The sequence below is a fragment of the Acinetobacter sp. LMB-5 genome (assembly GCF_001541635.1).
Taxonomy (GTDB): domain Bacteria; phylum Pseudomonadota; class Gammaproteobacteria; order Pseudomonadales; family Moraxellaceae; genus Acinetobacter; species Acinetobacter pittii.
Genome location: NZ_LRDR01000014.1, coordinates 37203 through 54379 on the forward strand (window position 1 = coordinate 37203; position 17177 = coordinate 54379).

Sequence of the window (17177 nt, forward strand, 5' to 3'; positions counted from 1 at the left end):
CACTTCAACATTTTCAAGCTGAGCTGTTAATACTTTCTTGCTCTATAAAAACTCAGCACCCAAATTCATCAATTAACACATATAATTAAAGGCTCTCATGCTTCAAAATATGATGCATCGCCAAGTTCTTATTTTGGCGAGTTCTCAGTCACTTTACCAAACCGTATCGATCATGGTCATGACGATTGGTGGTTTGGCTGGGGCAAATATTTCTAATACACCGATACTTGCAACTTTACCCATCGCATCTATGTTTTTGGGTACAGCCTTAATGATGTTCCCAGCCTCAATGTTAATGGCACATGTGGGAAGGCGTAACGGTTTTCTATTCGGCGCTTTTTTAGGCGTAATTGGTGGCATTATTGCATCAATCGGTATCTTTTATAGTTCACTTACTCTCTTAGCTTTAGGCACGCTATGTGTCGGGGCCTATCAATCCTTTGCCCAGTTTTATCGTTTTGCTGCCAGTGAAGTAGCAGATGATGCGTTCCGTTCACGTGCCATTTCTTGGGTTATGGCAGGTGGAATTGTTGCCGCACTGATTGGTCCGACTTTGGCGCGCTTTGGTGGCCCATTATTTCAACATTTAGAATATATCGGTTCATTTTTAATTATTAGTATCATTTCACTTGTGGCAATGGGCATTTTATCTAGCCTACATATTTCCAATACAGTTGAGCAAAAATCTAACTTTACTGCTGGTCGCCCATGGCAACAGATTGTCTTTCAGTCTACCTATCTAGTTGCTCTGTTTGGTGCAGTCACAGGCTACGGCATCATGATTTTAGGTATGACCGCAACACCCATTGCCATGCGATATTCACACCATGAACTTGCATCAATTACCACCGTCATTCAGCTTCATGTGCTTGGTATGTTCCTACCATCATTCTTTACTGGACATTTAATCGCTCGATTTGGTGTGCTTAAAATCATGTTTGCCGGTCTTATATTATTTGCTAGTTATATTGGTTTTTCCCTCTCGGGTATTCAGTTCGCATCTTTTGCAATTTCACTCATTTTATTAGGTGTGGGATGGAACTTTTTATTTATTGGTAGCACGTCTTTGCTTACCGGAACGTATACAGCGGCTGAAAAAGCCAAGGCGCAAGCAATTAACGACATGACGGTTTTTGTTGTCGGCTTAATTTGTTCTTTTAGCGCAGGTGCTTTACTCGATTTATTTGGCTGGGAAGCAATGAATATTGCTTTAATCCCGTGGCTAGTAATTGCAGCATGCTCATTACTATGGTTAAGCAAAAGACGACCAGAAGCTTTAATTTAACTTTGTGTATCTGCTCTTATTTCCAGAAAATGATATTTTAAAAATTTGGCGCACTTTGATTAAACATTGTCGCCATTCGATTTGGATAAATATTGTTCAAATTCCTATGATGTCTCTATCGAAAAGCAAGTTCCTTAAAACTTTAGTTGAGAGACAGAATATGAATACAGTTAAAGAAAAAATCGTTCTCATCACAGGCGCATCATCTGGTATGGGAAAAGCATTTACCAAAGCATTACTCAAAGAAGGTGCAACGGTTTATGCCGTTGCCCGTCGCGTTGATGCTATGCAAGAACTAAAAACACTTGGTGCTCATACATTAAAAATGGATATTACCAATCAGGATGATATCGACCAAGTTGTGAAAACCATTGAAAAAGAAACCCATGGTGTTGATATTTTAGTTAACTGCGCAGGCTTTGGTATGTATGGTGCTATGGAGGATACCACCCTTGCCGATGCACGCTATCAATTTGAAGTGAATCTGTTTGGTATGGCCTATTTAACCCAAAAGGTTCTGCCTAGTATGCGTAAAAAAATGCAGGGGCGTATTATCAATATTTCATCAATGGGTGGGAAAATTTATACCCCACTTGGTAGTTGGTATCATGCGAGTAAACATGCAGTTGAAGGCTGGTCTGACTGTCTACGTTTAGAGTTAAAATCATTTAATATTGATGTTGTTGTCATTGAACCGGGTGCTATCGCAACTGAATTTGCAGATGTAATGGTCCAACCTATGCTGGAACGTTCAGGACAAAGTGCGTATAGCCATATGGCAGCCGCGGTTGCTAACTCAACAAAAACTACAGTAGAAAAAGGTGAACTTTCAGACGTGCAAGTTGTCGTCGATATGCTAATGAAAGCTGTTCATGCATCCTCACCTAAAACACGTTATGTGGGTGGCAAATATGCCAAACTGATGATATTTGTACGTAAATGGTTTGGCGACCGTATGTTTGATCGTATGGTGATGTCAGTTATTAAATAAATGAAGTGACCCATATAAGTTTAATGTTGAGATGCTCAAATGAAATATGCTTCAAATTTTGCCCTAAATACCAACTGGAAGTTATTACTGAACGACCTAGGCATAAATCTTGAAGATGCATTACGTTTGGCATCTCTACCGCTTGATTTGTTTAATCGTAAAGATGCAAGCCTTACGCCCGTTCAATATTTCAATTTTTGGCACGCAATTGAACAACTTGCTGGAATAAATGACTTACCTTTAAAAATTGGTCAAATGATTACAGTTGAGCTTTTTGATCCAGCGATTTTTGCCTGTATTTGTAGTCCTAACTTCAATATTGCGATACAGCGTCTATCTGAATTTAAAAGACTCGTTGGGCCAATGCAGTTACAAGTAGCAATTGATAACGACACAACAACGCTAGAACTCAAATTTTATAATGTATCTACGCCAACGCCACAAAGTCTTGCCATGTCAGAACTGGTCTTTTTTGCTCAATTAGCAAGAATATGTACCAGGCATCAGGTTATACCTTTGAAAGTTACACTGCCCGATTTACCTAATAATCTGGCAGAATACAAAACATTTTTTGGCGTACTTCCACAAAAAAGTGAACACATTTCGATTGTCTTTTCACGCCAAGATGCTGAACGTCCTTTTTTAACAGCCAACCCAACCATGTGGTCTTTTTTCGAGCCAAACTTGCAACGTAGTCTTATACAACTTGATGAAGATGCAACAGTTAGTGAAAAAGTTAAAGCAATACTTTTAGAAAACCTACCTGCTGGACTATGTACGATAGAAGATGTTGCTCAACGACTCGCGATGAGCAAACGTACACTACAACGGCTACTTTTAGAAGAGCGAACTAATTTTAAAACGCTTTTGGATGCGACACGTCAATCTCTTGCCCAACATTATTTAGAAAAATCATCAATGAGCACGGGTGAAATTTCATTTCTATTGGGCTTTCAAGAGCACAACTCATTCAGCCGAGCATTTAAAAACTGGACGGGTAATACTCCGCAAGAATATAGACTTATGCATTAATTCCTAACGCGGCTTGTTCAACATCCATTCCAAGTTTTGGCGAACCGCAGGCCACTCATGTTTTAAAATGCTGTAAACGTGGGTGTCTCGCAAAATATCATCTTTCACAATTTGATGGCTCCTCAGCACACCATCAAGCTTTGCACCTAAGCGTACAATCGCAGCTTGGCTTTGAACATTTAAAGAAGATGTACGTAACTCAACCGCAATGCAGTTTAAAGTCTCAAATGAGTGGGCCAGCAATAGCTTTTTACATTCAGTATTTACAGGCGAACGCTGTGCAGACTTGCGGTACCACGTCGACCCAATTTCTACACGGCGATGGGCTTCTTCAATATGCATTAGTGTTGTCATACCTAACGCCCGACCTGTTTTTCGGTCTTCAATATAAAAAGGCAACATAGAACCAGAATTTTGCAAACCGAGACGTCTTTCAATTTCAGCAGCCATTTGTTCAGGTCTTGGCACACGGGTATACCAAAGATTATAGAGTTCCCCATCGTAAACAGCCTCCGCCAGTGATTCAGCTTGAGTTAAGTCTAAGGGCTTTAAAATAACGTGCTCACCTACCAACTCAACAGGTGTAGTAAAAGACATCTTTGTCTCCTCAATTGATATTAAAGTTGTATATTTTCGAAATTATTTATTTAACTCAGCGACACTATACATAGCGTCCGCTATAGTTTGATGACCAGCTTTCGATAGGCCATCTGCCGCACCTAAAATGTCTCGACGTTCTTTGTTTTGTCCAAGTTTTGATTTGCCTCGCAGCTTGGTAATTTCAATCTCAATACCTACAATGGCTTTTAACATCGGTTCAAGATAGTCCTTTGGTGCATCGGACATTTTCCATGGTTCAGGTTGAGATGCTTCGTGGGTACGGGTTAAACGAGCCACAACACCACGGACGTAACGTTCATCATCTCGAATGATTACTTTGCCATAAGCATGCACAACCCTATAGTTCCATGTCGGTACTTGTCTGTGTTGTTCATGTTTGGATGGGTACCAGTTTGGTGAAATATAAGCATCACCTGCTTGAAATACGACCAGTACCTCATCTCCATTTTTAATGTCCTGCCAGACAGGATTAACTCTAGACACATGCGCACGTAGTAAACCAAATTCCCCTTCACCTGCCTGTAATTCGAATGGAAGATGGTTTGCATCTAAGCCATTACTTCCATGAGTAAAAAGCACACCAAATGGATATTCGGTAATAAGAGAATGCAATACGTCCAAACGGTTTTCTGCATAATCATCGGGGATATACATGGCTAAAACCTCACTGTAGATATCAGGGTTATTTATATTTTGTGTTGTAAATTTTCTGGTTTCTGTGGTTTATTAAAAAGAACCACTTTGTATTTTTTTAAGTAGACCAGAATTATGGCAAGAATGGCAAAAGTTGTTGAACTTCCGTCGATTGCAAAGATTAATAAAAGCCAAGGAAAGATAAGTGCTCAACTAACCCAAGCTTTGCGTGAAGCTGTACAAAGTGGTGATTTACAGCCTGGCGATCCGTTGCCTTCTTCACGTGAACTGGCTCAAACACTCGGGGTCGCTCGCGGAACGATTATCGAAGCTTACGATCAGCTTTTAGCCGAAGGTGTGTTTGACTCTCAAGCACGAACGGGCACCTATGTGTCTCATGCTTTAGCTAAAAAAACTGTGCTGCAACATTCTCAAAAAGAGACCACACCTAACTCAATCCCTTTAACGAAGTCGGCACTCTCCTATGCTCAAGTGCTTAAAGAGTTTAAACCGCTTCCTCATGCCCCTTTTGCAGTATCTGTTCCCATTGCCCGCACCCAACCGAGTGATATTTGGCGCAAGTTTGGTAATAAATTTAGATCACGAGGTGCAGGTGCTCCTTCGGGTTATGGTGAACCTCAAGGCGTGCTATCACTAAGAGTTGCTATAGCAGACTATGTACGCCGATCACGCTCTGTCCACTGTGAACCTGAACAAATTGTGATTACTCCCGGTATTCAGCAATCACTTTATATTTGTAGCCAGATTTTATTTGAAGCAAAAGATGAAGTTTGGATTGAAGATCCAGCTTATCGGGGTACAACAGCCATTTTTGAGCATGCTGTACAAAACATTCGGATGGTGCGTGTTCCTGTCGATGAAGAAGGTATTCAAGTTGAAACCGGAATTAAGCTTTCTAAACATGCACGTGCTGCTTTTGTAACCCCATCTCACCAATATCCACTTGGCATGCCGATGAGTCTAGCAAGACGTACTGCTTTATTGGCTTGGGCAAAACAGCAAAATGCATGGATCATTGAAGATGACTATGACAGTGAACTTCGTTATAACGGACAGCCCTTCCCATCATTACAAGGCATGGCACCCGACCAAGTGATTTATCTCGGTACTTTCAGCAAAGTACTATTTCCTTCCCTTAGACTTGGCTATGCAGTATTACCTAAAGAATTGGTAGCACCTTTTTGTGGGCTTAGAGTCTTAATTGATCGACATCCACCTGCAGCTGACCAGCACGTTTTGGCTGCTTTTATTCAAGAGGGTTATTTGGAACGACATATTCGACGTACTCGAAATGTCTATGCAGAAGTTCGAGAATACATTATTGGCTTGATTGAAAAATATATACCTCAAGAACTGGCTTGGTTACAACCGGGCGATCAAGGCATGCATATGGTGTTATGGCTTGCTCACCATATTAATGATATTGACGTTGCAAGCTCGGCAGTCGATGCAGGTATTGCCATCAAAGCAATTTCACCGACATTTTCAAAAGAGCAACAACGTCCAGGTTTAATTGTCGGCTTAGGCGATTTTGAACCCGAACTGATGCAACAAGCTATCAAAAAACTATCAAAGATTATTCAACAACATGACAAGCCGACTTAGATATAACCTACAACAGCAACCATAGATGAATCGCAAATGGCCCAATCAGTACCATTAAAATACCTGCAATGACCATGGTCAAACTGGCAATTACACCTTCTTCACTATTGCGCTGCTGTGCTCTAACTGTACCAAAACCGTGGGCTGCATTTCCGAAAGCTGCCCCATTTGCTACATTAGAACGGATTTTAGTAATCGCTAAAATTGCATCGCCGCAAATCATACCGACCAAACCAGTAATGACCGTAAATAGTGAAACCAAAGCTGCCGAACCGTGAATATCTTCCGCTAAAATCATGGCAAACGGCGTGGAAATAGAGCGTGCCATTAAACTATTGGTCACTTCCGGGCTAAAGTGGAACCACTGTGCCATTTCATAGGCAGACATCACACCTACACTCATCCCCACAATAATCGCAATCGAAAGGACCCCAAGGTTTTTACGAATCGTTTCTCGATAACGATAAATCGGTACAGCAAACGCAACTGTTGCAGGCCCTAATAAATTAACAATCCACTGCGTATCTTCAGCATAAGTTTGATATGAAATTCCAAAAATCGTCATCAAAATAATGGTGAGTACAGGCACACTAATCGCAGGTGACAACCAAAGTTTTGGATTTTTCTGATAGATTCGCTTTGCCACAACATAGGCTGCCAAAGTCCAGATCAGACAAAGAATTGACCAAATATTCATGTCGTTTGCTCTTTAGATATGCTTATGTTGAAGACGTTTTCGAGCCTGTAAATAAGCTTTCAAACGATTGTAATAGTGAATCGTCAGACATGTACTGAGCATGACCGAAATGGTCCCAACCGCAATGCTCAAGACAATTTGCCATCCTTCGGTCATAAACAAGGTTTTATACTGCACTACAGTGACCACAACGGGCACAAAAAACAGCAACAGTTCACCTAAAACTACAGTTGCTCCGATTGCCACCTGATCTATTTTAATAATTTTAAAGAACAGGCATAAAAGCAATAAAAACATACCTAAAATACCCGCCGAGACAGGGACGCCGAGTTTTTGATGTAAGAGATATCCGATCCACCAAAATCCAGCCAAAATCAAAATTTGTTTAACTAACACGAATAGTGAAGGTTGTGTGGGTGTTCCAGAAGCAGATTCAGTACTCATTTTGCGAAATTAAATGGTTAACTACACCATTATGCTATCTTGGTTAAAGCTGCTAAATATGAATTATTCATGTTAATATTATTCTAAAATGGAATAATCTATTCTCTATTATGCTTTCTCTAAAATCATTACAGTGCTTCGTTACATTGGTAAAAACTAAAAGTTTTACCCGTACTGCTGAAGAGTTGTATCTGACTCAACCCACTATTAGTAAAATATTACAGCAGCTTGAAGAGCAGCTTCAGGTACAGCTTTTGGTTAAACCTGATCATGGCCGTAAAAGACAAATCGAGTTAACGGAAATTGGAGAGCGCATTTATCAACATGCAATTGAGCTTCTTCAGGCAGAACAAAACATTTTTCTTGAAATTGAAAACTACCAACAATTAAAAACAGGAACTTTAAAACTTGGCGTTCCGCCTTTAGGCTCGCAGCTCTTAACGACTGCTCTATTTGATTATCATCAGCAATTGCCAGATATTGAATTGGCTTTTATGGAAGTGGGTTCACGTGGTATTGAACAAGCTTTGCTTAACAATGAACTAGATGTTGGCGTTTTATTGCAGCCTTTTGATAAGCAAATCTTTAATAGCATTGAGCTATGTAACTACCCTTTAATGGTTCTTTTACGTCGTGATGCCACTTGGGCAACCCGTAAAAAAATAAATCTAGAAGAGCTACAACACCAATCATTTTTGATGTTTCCAGAAAATTTCTCTTTAAACAGTATTATTCTCGATGCCTGTAAGCAGCATGGTTTTTACCCGACCATTGCTTGCCGGACCAGCCAATGGCACCTCTTAGCAGATATGGTATTACAACGAATGGGGATTGCACTTCTCCCACAGTATTATACTGACATGCTTGACCCGACTTTATTTGCAGCAGTGCCACTCGAAAAACCAAATATTCAGTGGCACTTAGTGATGGCTTGGAAAAAGAATCTTCCTGTCTCACCAGCTGTACAGGCGTGGCTTAGTATTGTTCGTCAACATTTTCAGCACATTAAGCCCTAACGTTGAAAACTGAAATGGCTTAATTCAAAAACCGATAAAGCTTTTCCACAAAAAAGCTACCCAATCTTGGATCAGCTCACTTAGACTAGATCCGATTGTTTTATGACATGGACAATAACAATGAATAATGAACATTTTAAGCTGTACACAGATTCACAATTTCTAAGCCCCTATGCGTTTACAGTTTTTGTAGGGCTACATGAAAAACAAATTCCATTTGAAATAGCGACCATCAACTTAGGCCAGCAAGGCCAGTTTGAAAAATCTTATGTAGCAAAGTCATTAACTGCCAAAGTGCCTGTACTTGAACATAACGATTTTGCCTTATCAGAATCTTCTGCCATTTTGGAATATTTAGAAGAGCTTTATCCAAACACAGCTATTTTTCCAAAAGATATTCAAGCACGCGCAAGAGCAAGACAAATTCAGGCATGGCTCCGATCGGACTTAGTTGCACTAAGAACTGAGCGTCCAACCGATGTTATTTTTATTCAGCCCACCTCCACTCCACTTTCAGAAGAAGGTCTAAAAGCTGCGGAGAAACTTTTCTTTGTTGCAGAAAAACTTCTTGCGTCTGATGCCGAATTTCTTTTTGGTTCATGGAGCATTGTGGATGCTGAACTTGCCCTGATGTTGCAACGCCTTATTCAAAATGGTGATTCTGTACCAGAACGCTTAAAAAACTATGCATTACAGCAATGGCAACGTCCGACCGTACAAAAATGGCTTGCCTTGCGACATAAATAAATCCTTATATTTACACCAAACATGAGATAAAAAATGAGTGATTCAAACTATATTCCTCCACAAGTTTGGCAATGGACTGGAGAGAAAACCGATTTAAACCAACCCACCTCAGGTGCGCGTTACGAACATAAACTTCCTGTCGGTAAACATCCGCTCCAGCTCTACTCTTTAGCAACACCTAATGGACAAAAAGTCACTATTTTGCTTGAAGAGCTTTTAGCGTTAGGGCATCAGGATGCTGAATATGATGCTTGGCTGATTAAAATCGGTGAAGGACAGCAATTTGGCAGTGGCTTTGTCGAAATTAATCCCAACTCTAAAATTCCAGCATTGGTTGACCATAGCCAAAACCCACCATTAAGAGTGTTCGAGTCTGGCTCAATTTTGCTTTACTTGGCTGAAAAATTTAAAGCATTCATTCCGACTGATATTGCTGCACGTACCGAATGCCTCAATTGGTTATTCTGGCAAATGGGCAGCGCACCTTACCTAGGTGGTGGTTTTGGGCATTTTTATGCCTACGCACCCGTTAAAATTGAATATGCGATTAACCGCTTTGCCATGGAAACAAAACGTTTACTTGATGTGTTAGATCAGCATCTGGCAACGCATGAATATTTGGCTGGTTCTGAATATTCGATTGCTGATATTGCGGCATTTCCTTGGTATGGCGGTCTTGTTAAAAACTGGGTATATAACGGCGCGGAGTTTTTAGGTGTCGATCAATATAAAAATGTTCAACGTTGGGCAGATGCGATTTTAGCGCGCCCTGCGGTACAACGTGGTCGTATGGTAAATCGTACTTTTGGTGATTTAGCAACCCAGTTGCATGAACGCCATGATGCGAGTGATTTTGAGACCAAGACTCAAGATAAATTGCAGAATCAGTCTTAAAAATATCATTTAGTTTTTGACTTACCCGCAAGATATTTCATTTTTGCGGGTATTCAATGTTGGCAAAATAACTCGTATATAACTCACTCAGCCAAGCGACAAAAACCCGTACGCGTGGCGAGAGCTGCCTGTGCTGCGGATATAGTGCAGAGACTGACATCTTCGGGATTTCCCACTCAGATAAAACGTCAACCAGTTGCCCATTTTTTAATTCATTTGCCACATGGTAGCGCGGGACCTGAATTAAACCTGCCCCACGTAAAGCAGATAATACATAGTTTTCAGCATCATTTACCGCGATCCAGCTTTTTAAAAAATAATCTTGTTTTTTACCGTTCACCATCAATTCAAATGGATAATTCCGCCCGCCTGATGTCGAAAAGAAATTAACACAATAATGTGATAACAAATCCTCTGGTTGTTGTAGTGTTCCATATTTATTTAAATAGTCAGGACTTGCACAAATGACTTGTGGCATATCCACCAAATGTCTAGCAATTAAAGTTGAATCATCCAAACGTCCTGCTCTCACCACACAGTCTATCCCTTCCCTAATCAGATCAACCAAGCGATCACCCGTACTGATTACCAGTTCAATGTCGGGGTACAACTCGTGAAATTGATCAATATTAGGTAAAACAATTTTGGTCGCATGCGCACCGGATAAATCGACACGTAGCAAACCACGGGGCTGTGCAATTACATTGCGTAAAGACGATTCGGCATCATCGAGTTCCGATAATATTTGTGTACAACGCTCATAAAATGCCTGTCCATCTAGTGATGGTCTTACATGCCGAGTCGTCCGCTCTAGCAAACGACACTGTAAATTATTCTCTAGCTCTTTAATGGCATTACTTGCTGTAGCGCGTGGGATATTTAGCTGATCAGCTGCCTGACTAAAACTACCCAGCTCTACTATGCGGGTAAAAAGTTGCAAGGTATCAAATTTGTCCATGGTGCTCGCTTTTAACCCTATCCATTATTAATGTATATGGAATTATCTTATCCAATCATGAAGATTTATCCCATATTTCTATATTATTAAAATAAGCCATACCTACTCAAACAGGCAATCTAAAAATGAATATTTCAAGAAAAACAGCTCTGGTTACTGGCGCATCACGTGGTATTGGCCGTGCTATTGCAGAACGTTTAGCTCAAGATGGTTTTTATGTGATTGTTAACTATGCGGGCAATAAAGTGCATGCCCAAGCCACTGTAGAACATATTATTGAGCAAGGTGGTCAAGCCTCAGCTATTAAAGCGGACGTTGCAAATGAACATGAGGTGAGCCGTTTATTTCAAGAGGCAAAGGCCATTAATGGTCAAGTAGATGTGGTAGTTCATAGTGCCGGTATTATGCCTATGGCAAAAATTACACCTGAAAGCCTGCCAGATTTCGATAAAGTGATTCATACCAATTTACGTGGCTCGTTTTTAATATTGGCGCATGCGGCCGAAACAGTGCCAGATGGTGGTCGGATTATTGCGCTTTCAACCAGTGTAATTGCCAAATCTTTTCCGGCATATGGTCCTTATATTGCTTCAAAAGCAGGTGTCGAAGGTTTGGTACATGTGTTAGCAAATGAGTTACGCGGGCGCAACATTACCGTAAACGCCGTTGCACCCGGCCCGACAGGCACTGACCTTTTTTATAATGGAAAAACTGACGAGCAAGTGGAAGCTATTGCAAAACTTGCTCCATTGGAACGAATCGGAACACCTGAAGAAATTGCTGGCGTAGTGGCCATGCTGACTGGTCCAGATGGGGGCTGGGTAAACTCTCAAGTCATTCGGGTAAATGGTGGGTTTGCTTAATATTTAAAACCGTGTGGTTTATTTTAATCTGCACGTTTTTTAATAAATAATAAATTTTCTTAAATCTATTTAATTTTAATAACTTTATAAGATTAACTAATACTGTTTTATATAAAATATTCGCCGCTCTTATTTATAAAAATAATATATATAAATAGATATTCCTTATTTTTGCTTATATTTAAAAACGCGTAAATTGAATCTTAACAATCTGAATCAAAGATAAGGATATATTCAATGAATGCTAAATTAAATACAGAAGCTCCGCAAAGCTTTATCTCAAATGGTTCAAATGCATCCTTTTCAACCGAAGAAATTCTTTATAAAGCACAGCAATATGCACAAGAACACGAACTAAATTTTAGTGGCAGTTTATCACCTGTTGATGCATGGCAACTCGTACAACAAGGAGAAGCCGTTTTAGTTGATGTACGTACCAATGAAGAACGTAAATTTGTAGGTTATGTCCCTGAAAGTGTTCATGTCGCTTGGGCAACAGGCACATCGTTTAACCGTAATCCACGCTTTTTAAAAGAACTCGAATCAAAAGTTGGCAAAGACAAAACCATTCTTTTGCTATGCCGTAGTGGCAACCGTTCAGCACAAGCTGCCGAAGCCGCATTTAATGCAGGTTTTGAGCATATTTATAACGTTCTTGAAGGCTTCGAAGGCGATCTAAATGATCAGCAACAGCGTAATCAGAAAAATGGCTGGCGCATCCATCAACTTCCTTGGCAACAAGACTAATATTTTAATCAATTTTCAGTGAATCAAGGAAAGCTTGTGACTCAATGGAACATTAATGCTGTTGTACAAGGTTTACAACAAGCAAGGCATGACTGGCGTCAACAGCAACACAGGACCAAAGAATTTGGGGGCCGCGAACTTCCATCTAAAGAAGCATTAAAAGCCATTTTAGATGACCTGTGCGGCATTTTATTTCCAATGCGTTTAGGCCCTGCTGACTTACGTCAGGAAACTGAAGATTCTTATATTGCCTATACTTTAAATCGGGTGCTGACAGCCTTACATGCTCAAGTACAACTGGCTTTGAATTATGAAGCAAAACGTCATTTGAGTCATTCAAGCCCAGTGCAGCAGCCACAAGAACTTGCTCAGACTATTGTGCAGTATTTTGCCAACACTTTGCCCTCTATACGACGCCTTTTAGACGGCGATGTGCGAGCAGCTTATGAAGGTGATCCGGCAGCACATAGTGTAGATGAAGTATTACTCTGCTATCCGGGCATATTTGCGATCATTTATCACCGAATTGCGCATCAACTCTATGCCCAAGTGCCTTTATTGTCTCGCATTATTTCGGAATTGGCCCATTCTGCTACGGGTATTGATATTCATCCGGGTGCGCAAATTGGTAAAGGATTTTTCATCGATCATGGTACGGGTGTGGTGATTGGTGAGACCAGTGTGATTGGGGAACGCGTTCGTATTTATCAGGCCGTGACCCTTGGAGCAAAACGCTTTGAAACCAATGATGATGGTGCTTTGAAAAAAGACTATATACGCCATCCGATTGTTGAAGATGACGTCGTGATCTATGCAGGTGCAACTATTTTAGGCCGTATTACCATTGGTCGAGGGTCAATTATCGGGGGAAATGTTTGGCTAACACATAGTGTGGCCGCAGGTAGCCAGATTTTACAGTCACCGAATGAGTCTTATCAAAAAAATCATATTGCCAGTTAAAAACTATAGATGTGAAATAAATAGATAAGGAGATGAATAAACAAAAAACTTATGTATTAATTAAATGCTTATTTCTAGTTTAAATATATTTTTATTTAAAAAATAGATAACTCATTAATAAGCTCAGTATTTAAAAAATTTATAACGCGATTTTAATTTTAAAACCAGAACTAATTCTAGTTTATATGCATCCTAGAATTTTTATTTTCAAAAAGCCAATGTAATAAGGAAAAATGATTCATGGCGAAAAATACAGATAAAGCCCAACTTGCACTTGGGGACCATGCGGCCCGTCAACTGGCCAATGCAACCAAAACAGCTCCCCAGCTTTCTACAATTACTCCCCGCTGGCTGACTCACTTACTTCAGTGGATTCCTGTTGAAGCAGGTATTTATCGCCTAAACCGTGTCAATAATACCGATGATATTCAGGTGGCTTGTACACAACGTGATGAAGCAACTTTACCGCAAACTTTTGTCGATTATGACCCTGAGCCACGCGAATACTTTTTAAATGGTGTATCTACTGTTTTAGATGTGCATACACGTGTTGCTGACCTTTACAGCAGCCCACACGACCAAATTAAAGAACAGCTCCGTTTAACGATTGAAACCATTAAAGAACGTCAAGAAAGTGAGCTTATCAATAACCCTGAATACGGTTTACTGGCAAGTGTGACAGATGACCAACGTATTTCGACTTTAAATGGCCCACCTACTCCAGATGATCTTGATGATTTGCTACGTAAAGTCTGGAAAGAACCGGGATTTTTCCTAGCACACCCTGATGCGATTGCAGCATTTGGACGTGAATGTACACGCCGTGGTGTACCGCCTCCAACGGTTAGTCTGTTCGGTTCGCAATTCATTACATGGCGCGGTATTCCACTCATTCCATCAAATAAAATTCCTGTAGAAGATGGCAAAACTAAAATCTTGCTGCTTCGTGTAGGTGAAAAGCGTCAAGGGATTGTTGGTTTGTTCCAACCAGGTCTTGCTGGTGAACAGTCACCAGGGCTTTCAGTACGCTTTATGGGAATCAACCGTAACGCGATTGCGTCGTATCTAATCTCGTTATATTGCTCACTTGCAGTACTCACTGATGATGCGTTGGCAGTATTAGATGATGTGGAGGTGGACAAATATCATGACTACCCAGTTAACTACAAGTAATCTGCAAGGTAGTCCAACGGGGCCTGAAGTGACTGGTGTTAACCCACCAGCCAACTTCCCTGATGAGTCCACAATTGCTCGACTTGCTAATGAGTTTTTTTCAGCATTACCAAGCTCAAGCAGTTCGACTTCTTCATCGGGCCTTAACTTGGACTTACCTGTCGGAGCGCCACCGCACCCTCCACAACCGGGTGAACCATTCTCTGCTCTCAGTGGTCGTGCGCCCAATATCGCCTTTCAGAAAAGTCTCAATCCGGAATATCCTGAGCATATTCCAAATTTGCCAGACTACCCTGAACGTCGAATTGTAGCGTCTGCGCCTGTGGTTGGTGGAGCTAATTTGCCACGCCCACCATTTGAACCACATTTGCCACAAGCTGCTCATAGTGAACCCAACGTGCCACGCATTGAACCCAGCTTACCCACTGGTGCAGGTGAATCACCTTATTATTTTTTAAATGATTTTTCTGCTCCCAATACAGCAGAACCGTCTGTTAAAGGTGTTGAAGATAATTATTCAGTTGCACAGTCTTTTCAATTGCCACATGGTGACCAACTGAAATCATTGCTGACGGAAGATCGTTTTGCAACGAACAAGCCTCCCCAAAGCTCGGCAAGCTCTGCATTTTATTTTTTAGACTTGCCTCAAACTGGACAAAATTATAGTCACTATCAACCATCGCAACCCACTTTTGTAGCAAGCGGTGCTCAACCACTCGATGTGCATGCCATACGTCGTGATTTCCCAATTTTACAGGAACGCGTCAATGGTCGCCCTCTAGTTTGGTTGGATAATGCTGCGACCACACAAAAACCGCAGCGCGTGATTGACCGGATTGCTTATTTTTATCAGCATGAAAACTCAAATATTCACCGCGCTGCACATGAGTTAGCGGCTCGTGCAACTGATGCCTATGAGCATGCAAGAAATGTAGTTGCCCGATTTATTGGTGCACCCTCTTCTAAAGAAATTATCTTTGTTCGAGGAACAACCGAAGGCATTAACCTGATTGCAAAAACATGGGGTGAGCAAAATATTGGCGCAGGTGATGAAATTATTGTTTCTCATTTAGAACACCATGCCAATATTGTGCCTTGGTATCAACTCACTAAAAAAACTGGAGCTAAATTAAGAGTCATTCCTGTGGATGACACAGGTCAGATTATTTTAGAAGAGTTACCAAAACTGATTAATGAACGCACTAAACTGCTGTCGATTACTCAAGTTTCGAATGCTTTAGGAACAGTCACACCTGTTGCTGAAGTCATTAAAATTGCGCATGCCAAAGGTGTTCGTGTGTTAGTTGACGGCGCGCAATCTGTTTCGCACATCCCTACCGATGTACAAGCCCTTGATGCAGACTTTTTTGTGTTTTCTGGACATAAAGTGTTTGGGCCGACAGGCATTGGCGCGGTCTATGCAAAACCAGAGTTGTTAGAAAGCATGCCTGTTTGGGAAGGCGGCGGTAACATGATTCAGGATGTGACCTTCGAACAAGTAGTTTACCAACCTGCACCAAACAAGTTTGAAGCTGGAACTGGAAACATTGCCGATGCTGTTGGTTTAGGTGCTGCACTTGAATATGTCGAAAGTCTAGGCATTCATAACATTGCTCGCTATGAACATGATCTACTCGAATATGGTCAAAATGCGCTGAGTAGTGTGTCAGGTTTACGCCTGATCGGAACCGCACATCACAAAGCCAGTGTTATGTCCTTTACTTTACAAGGCTATTCAACTGAACAAGTCGGTAAAGCTTTAAATCAACATGGTATTGCCGTACGTTCAGGTCATCACTGTGCTCAGCCGATTTTACGTCGCTTTGGCGTCGAACAGACTGTTCGTCCATCTTTGGCTTTTTATAATACGACTGAAGAAATTGATTTATTGGTGTCGGTTTTACATCAACTTACGCGTAACAAGCGTACCAGTTAAATCTATTTTTGCAAAAAGGACTGCTTTCGAGCGGTCTTTTTTTATAATTAATTTGCCATCATTAAAATTCAATTTTTCAATAAGGAAACTATTAAAACTCAAATAGTTCTAGCACTACATGTACTCGAGCAAAAGTCGTCTGCAACCTGCGTAGCATCAAAAAGATTCTGTTTCTGTGAAATACTAGTTAAATGAAATAAGTCGACAGGTTTTGCAGATGACAATGCTTTTGCTTACTTTGAGCGAAACCAAAGTAAGTCCAGCCGAAGGCGACTGAAGAAATTAAAACTTTAAGCGATAATACTCTGTCGTGCTATCTAAGAGCTTGTGAATAGCTTTAGGTTAAACTAAAAGTCATTAGTGGTTATAACGGCGGAGTCTTATTATTTAAAATTCGATTTCTAGGTTAGCCTTCGGCTCGAGCTAAGAGTCATCTACAGCCTGCGCATAATTTATAAAAATAATGTTTTTGCAATATTTTCTGATAGATGGAAACAGTGAACAGGTTCTGTAGATGACAAAGTTTTTTGGTTACTTTTTCCAAAAAAAGTAAC

General features: G+C 40.7%; 17 protein-coding genes and 1 pseudogene. 12 read left to right on the forward strand and 6 right to left on the reverse strand.

The features are described from left to right. Positions 1 to 97 precede the first annotated feature (97 nt). From AW165_RS16470 to AW165_RS16480, 3 genes are all read left to right on the forward strand, one after another. Positions 98 to 1285, forward strand: coding sequence for an MFS transporter (locus AW165_RS16470; protein WP_060466443.1), 1188 nt, complete (start codon positions 98 to 100; stop codon positions 1283 to 1285). Between the two features lie 160 nt (positions 1286 to 1445). Further along, positions 1446 to 2276, forward strand: coding sequence for an oxidoreductase (locus AW165_RS16475; RefSeq protein WP_060466444.1), 831 nt, complete (start codon positions 1446 to 1448; stop codon positions 2274 to 2276). 39 nt (positions 2277 to 2315) lie between these two features. Continuing rightward, the gene (locus AW165_RS16480; protein ID WP_060466445.1) at positions 2316 to 3308 is read left to right on the forward strand and encodes an AraC family transcriptional regulator; all 993 of its coding nucleotides are present in this window, start codon (positions 2316 to 2318) and stop codon (positions 3306 to 3308) included. A gap of 3 nt (positions 3309 to 3311) precedes the next feature. Here the strand turns inward: AW165_RS16480 and AW165_RS16485 are convergent, their stop codons facing one another. Both AW165_RS16485 and AW165_RS16490 read right to left on the reverse strand, forming a co-directional pair. Next, complete coding sequence (locus AW165_RS16485; protein WP_060466446.1) at positions 3312 to 3905, reverse strand: GNAT family N-acetyltransferase; 594 nt, start codon at positions 3903 to 3905, stop codon at positions 3312 to 3314. Between the two features lie 42 nt (positions 3906 to 3947). Continuing rightward, positions 3948 to 4583, reverse strand: a complete 636-nt coding sequence (locus AW165_RS16490; protein ID WP_060466447.1) for an FMN-binding negative transcriptional regulator — start codon at positions 4581 to 4583, stop codon at positions 3948 to 3950. 114 nt (positions 4584 to 4697) lie between these two features. Here AW165_RS16490 and AW165_RS16495 point away from each other — a divergent pair, with 114 nt between their 5' ends. Next, complete coding sequence (locus AW165_RS16495; protein ID WP_060466448.1) at positions 4698 to 6188, forward strand: PLP-dependent aminotransferase family protein; 1491 nt, start codon at positions 4698 to 4700, stop codon at positions 6186 to 6188. 7 nt (positions 6189 to 6195) lie between these two features. On the opposite strand, the gene AW165_RS16500 is transcribed toward AW165_RS16495, so the two are convergent. Both AW165_RS16500 and AW165_RS16505 read right to left on the reverse strand, forming a co-directional pair. Continuing rightward, the gene (locus tag AW165_RS16500; RefSeq protein ID WP_002157453.1) at positions 6196 to 6885 is read right to left on the reverse strand and encodes an LrgB family protein; all 690 of its coding nucleotides are present in this window, start codon (positions 6883 to 6885) and stop codon (positions 6196 to 6198) included. 12 nt (positions 6886 to 6897) lie between these two features. After that, positions 6898 to 7329, reverse strand: coding sequence for a CidA/LrgA family protein (locus AW165_RS16505; protein WP_060466449.1), 432 nt, complete (start codon positions 7327 to 7329; stop codon positions 6898 to 6900). A 110-nt stretch (positions 7330 to 7439) separates the two neighbouring features. On the opposite strand from AW165_RS16505, the gene AW165_RS16510 reads away from it, so the two are divergent. The 3 genes from AW165_RS16510 to yghU all read left to right on the forward strand — a co-directional run bounded on the left by AW165_RS16510 (position 7440) and on the right by yghU (position 9986). Further along, the gene (locus AW165_RS16510) at positions 7440 to 8345 is read left to right on the forward strand and encodes a LysR family transcriptional regulator (protein WP_029424439.1); all 906 of its coding nucleotides are present in this window, start codon (positions 7440 to 7442) and stop codon (positions 8343 to 8345) included. Positions 8346 to 8465: 120 nt separating this feature from the next. Continuing rightward, the gene (gene yfcF, locus AW165_RS16515) at positions 8466 to 9092 is read left to right on the forward strand and encodes a glutathione transferase (RefSeq protein WP_060466450.1); all 627 of its coding nucleotides are present in this window, start codon (positions 8466 to 8468) and stop codon (positions 9090 to 9092) included. Between the two features lie 33 nt (positions 9093 to 9125). Next, a complete protein-coding gene (yghU, locus tag AW165_RS16520; RefSeq protein WP_060466451.1) occupies positions 9126 to 9986 on the forward strand; it encodes a glutathione-dependent disulfide-bond oxidoreductase in 861 nt (286 codons plus the stop codon). Positions 9987 to 10023: 37 nt separating this feature from the next. On the opposite strand, the gene AW165_RS16525 is transcribed toward yghU, so the two are convergent. Further along, positions 10024 to 10944, reverse strand: coding sequence for a LysR family transcriptional regulator (locus tag AW165_RS16525; protein ID WP_060466452.1), 921 nt, complete (start codon positions 10942 to 10944; stop codon positions 10024 to 10026). Between the two features lie 125 nt (positions 10945 to 11069). Here AW165_RS16525 and AW165_RS16530 point away from each other — a divergent pair, with 125 nt between their 5' ends. From AW165_RS16530 to AW165_RS16550, 5 genes are all read left to right on the forward strand, one after another. Continuing rightward, positions 11070 to 11807: an SDR family oxidoreductase gene (locus AW165_RS16530; RefSeq protein ID WP_060466453.1), complete on the forward strand. Its 738-nt coding sequence runs from the start codon at positions 11070 to 11072 to the stop codon at positions 11805 to 11807. Between the two features lie 237 nt (positions 11808 to 12044). After that, the gene (locus tag AW165_RS16535) at positions 12045 to 12554 is read left to right on the forward strand and encodes a rhodanese-like domain-containing protein (RefSeq protein WP_000992236.1); all 510 of its coding nucleotides are present in this window, start codon (positions 12045 to 12047) and stop codon (positions 12552 to 12554) included. 18 nt (positions 12555 to 12572) lie between these two features. Continuing rightward, a complete protein-coding gene (gene epsC / locus AW165_RS16540) occupies positions 12573 to 13514 on the forward strand; it encodes a serine O-acetyltransferase EpsC (protein WP_081410703.1) in 942 nt (313 codons plus the stop codon). A gap of 240 nt (positions 13515 to 13754) precedes the next feature. Continuing rightward, a complete protein-coding gene (locus tag AW165_RS16545; RefSeq protein WP_001107594.1) occupies positions 13755 to 14687 on the forward strand; it encodes a family 2A encapsulin nanocompartment shell protein in 933 nt (310 codons plus the stop codon). Then, the gene (locus AW165_RS16550) at positions 14662 to 16623 is read left to right on the forward strand and encodes a family 2A encapsulin nanocompartment cargo protein cysteine desulfurase (RefSeq protein WP_060466455.1); all 1962 of its coding nucleotides are present in this window, start codon (positions 14662 to 14664) and stop codon (positions 16621 to 16623) included. Before AW165_RS16545 ends, AW165_RS16550 begins: the two co-directional genes overlap by 26 nt. 423 nt (positions 16624 to 17046) lie before the next feature. Here AW165_RS16550 and AW165_RS20175 read toward each other — a convergent pair. Further along, positions 17047 to 17167 (reverse strand): annotated as a pseudogene (locus tag AW165_RS20175) (hypothetical protein). Positions 17168 to 17177 lie beyond the last annotated feature (10 nt).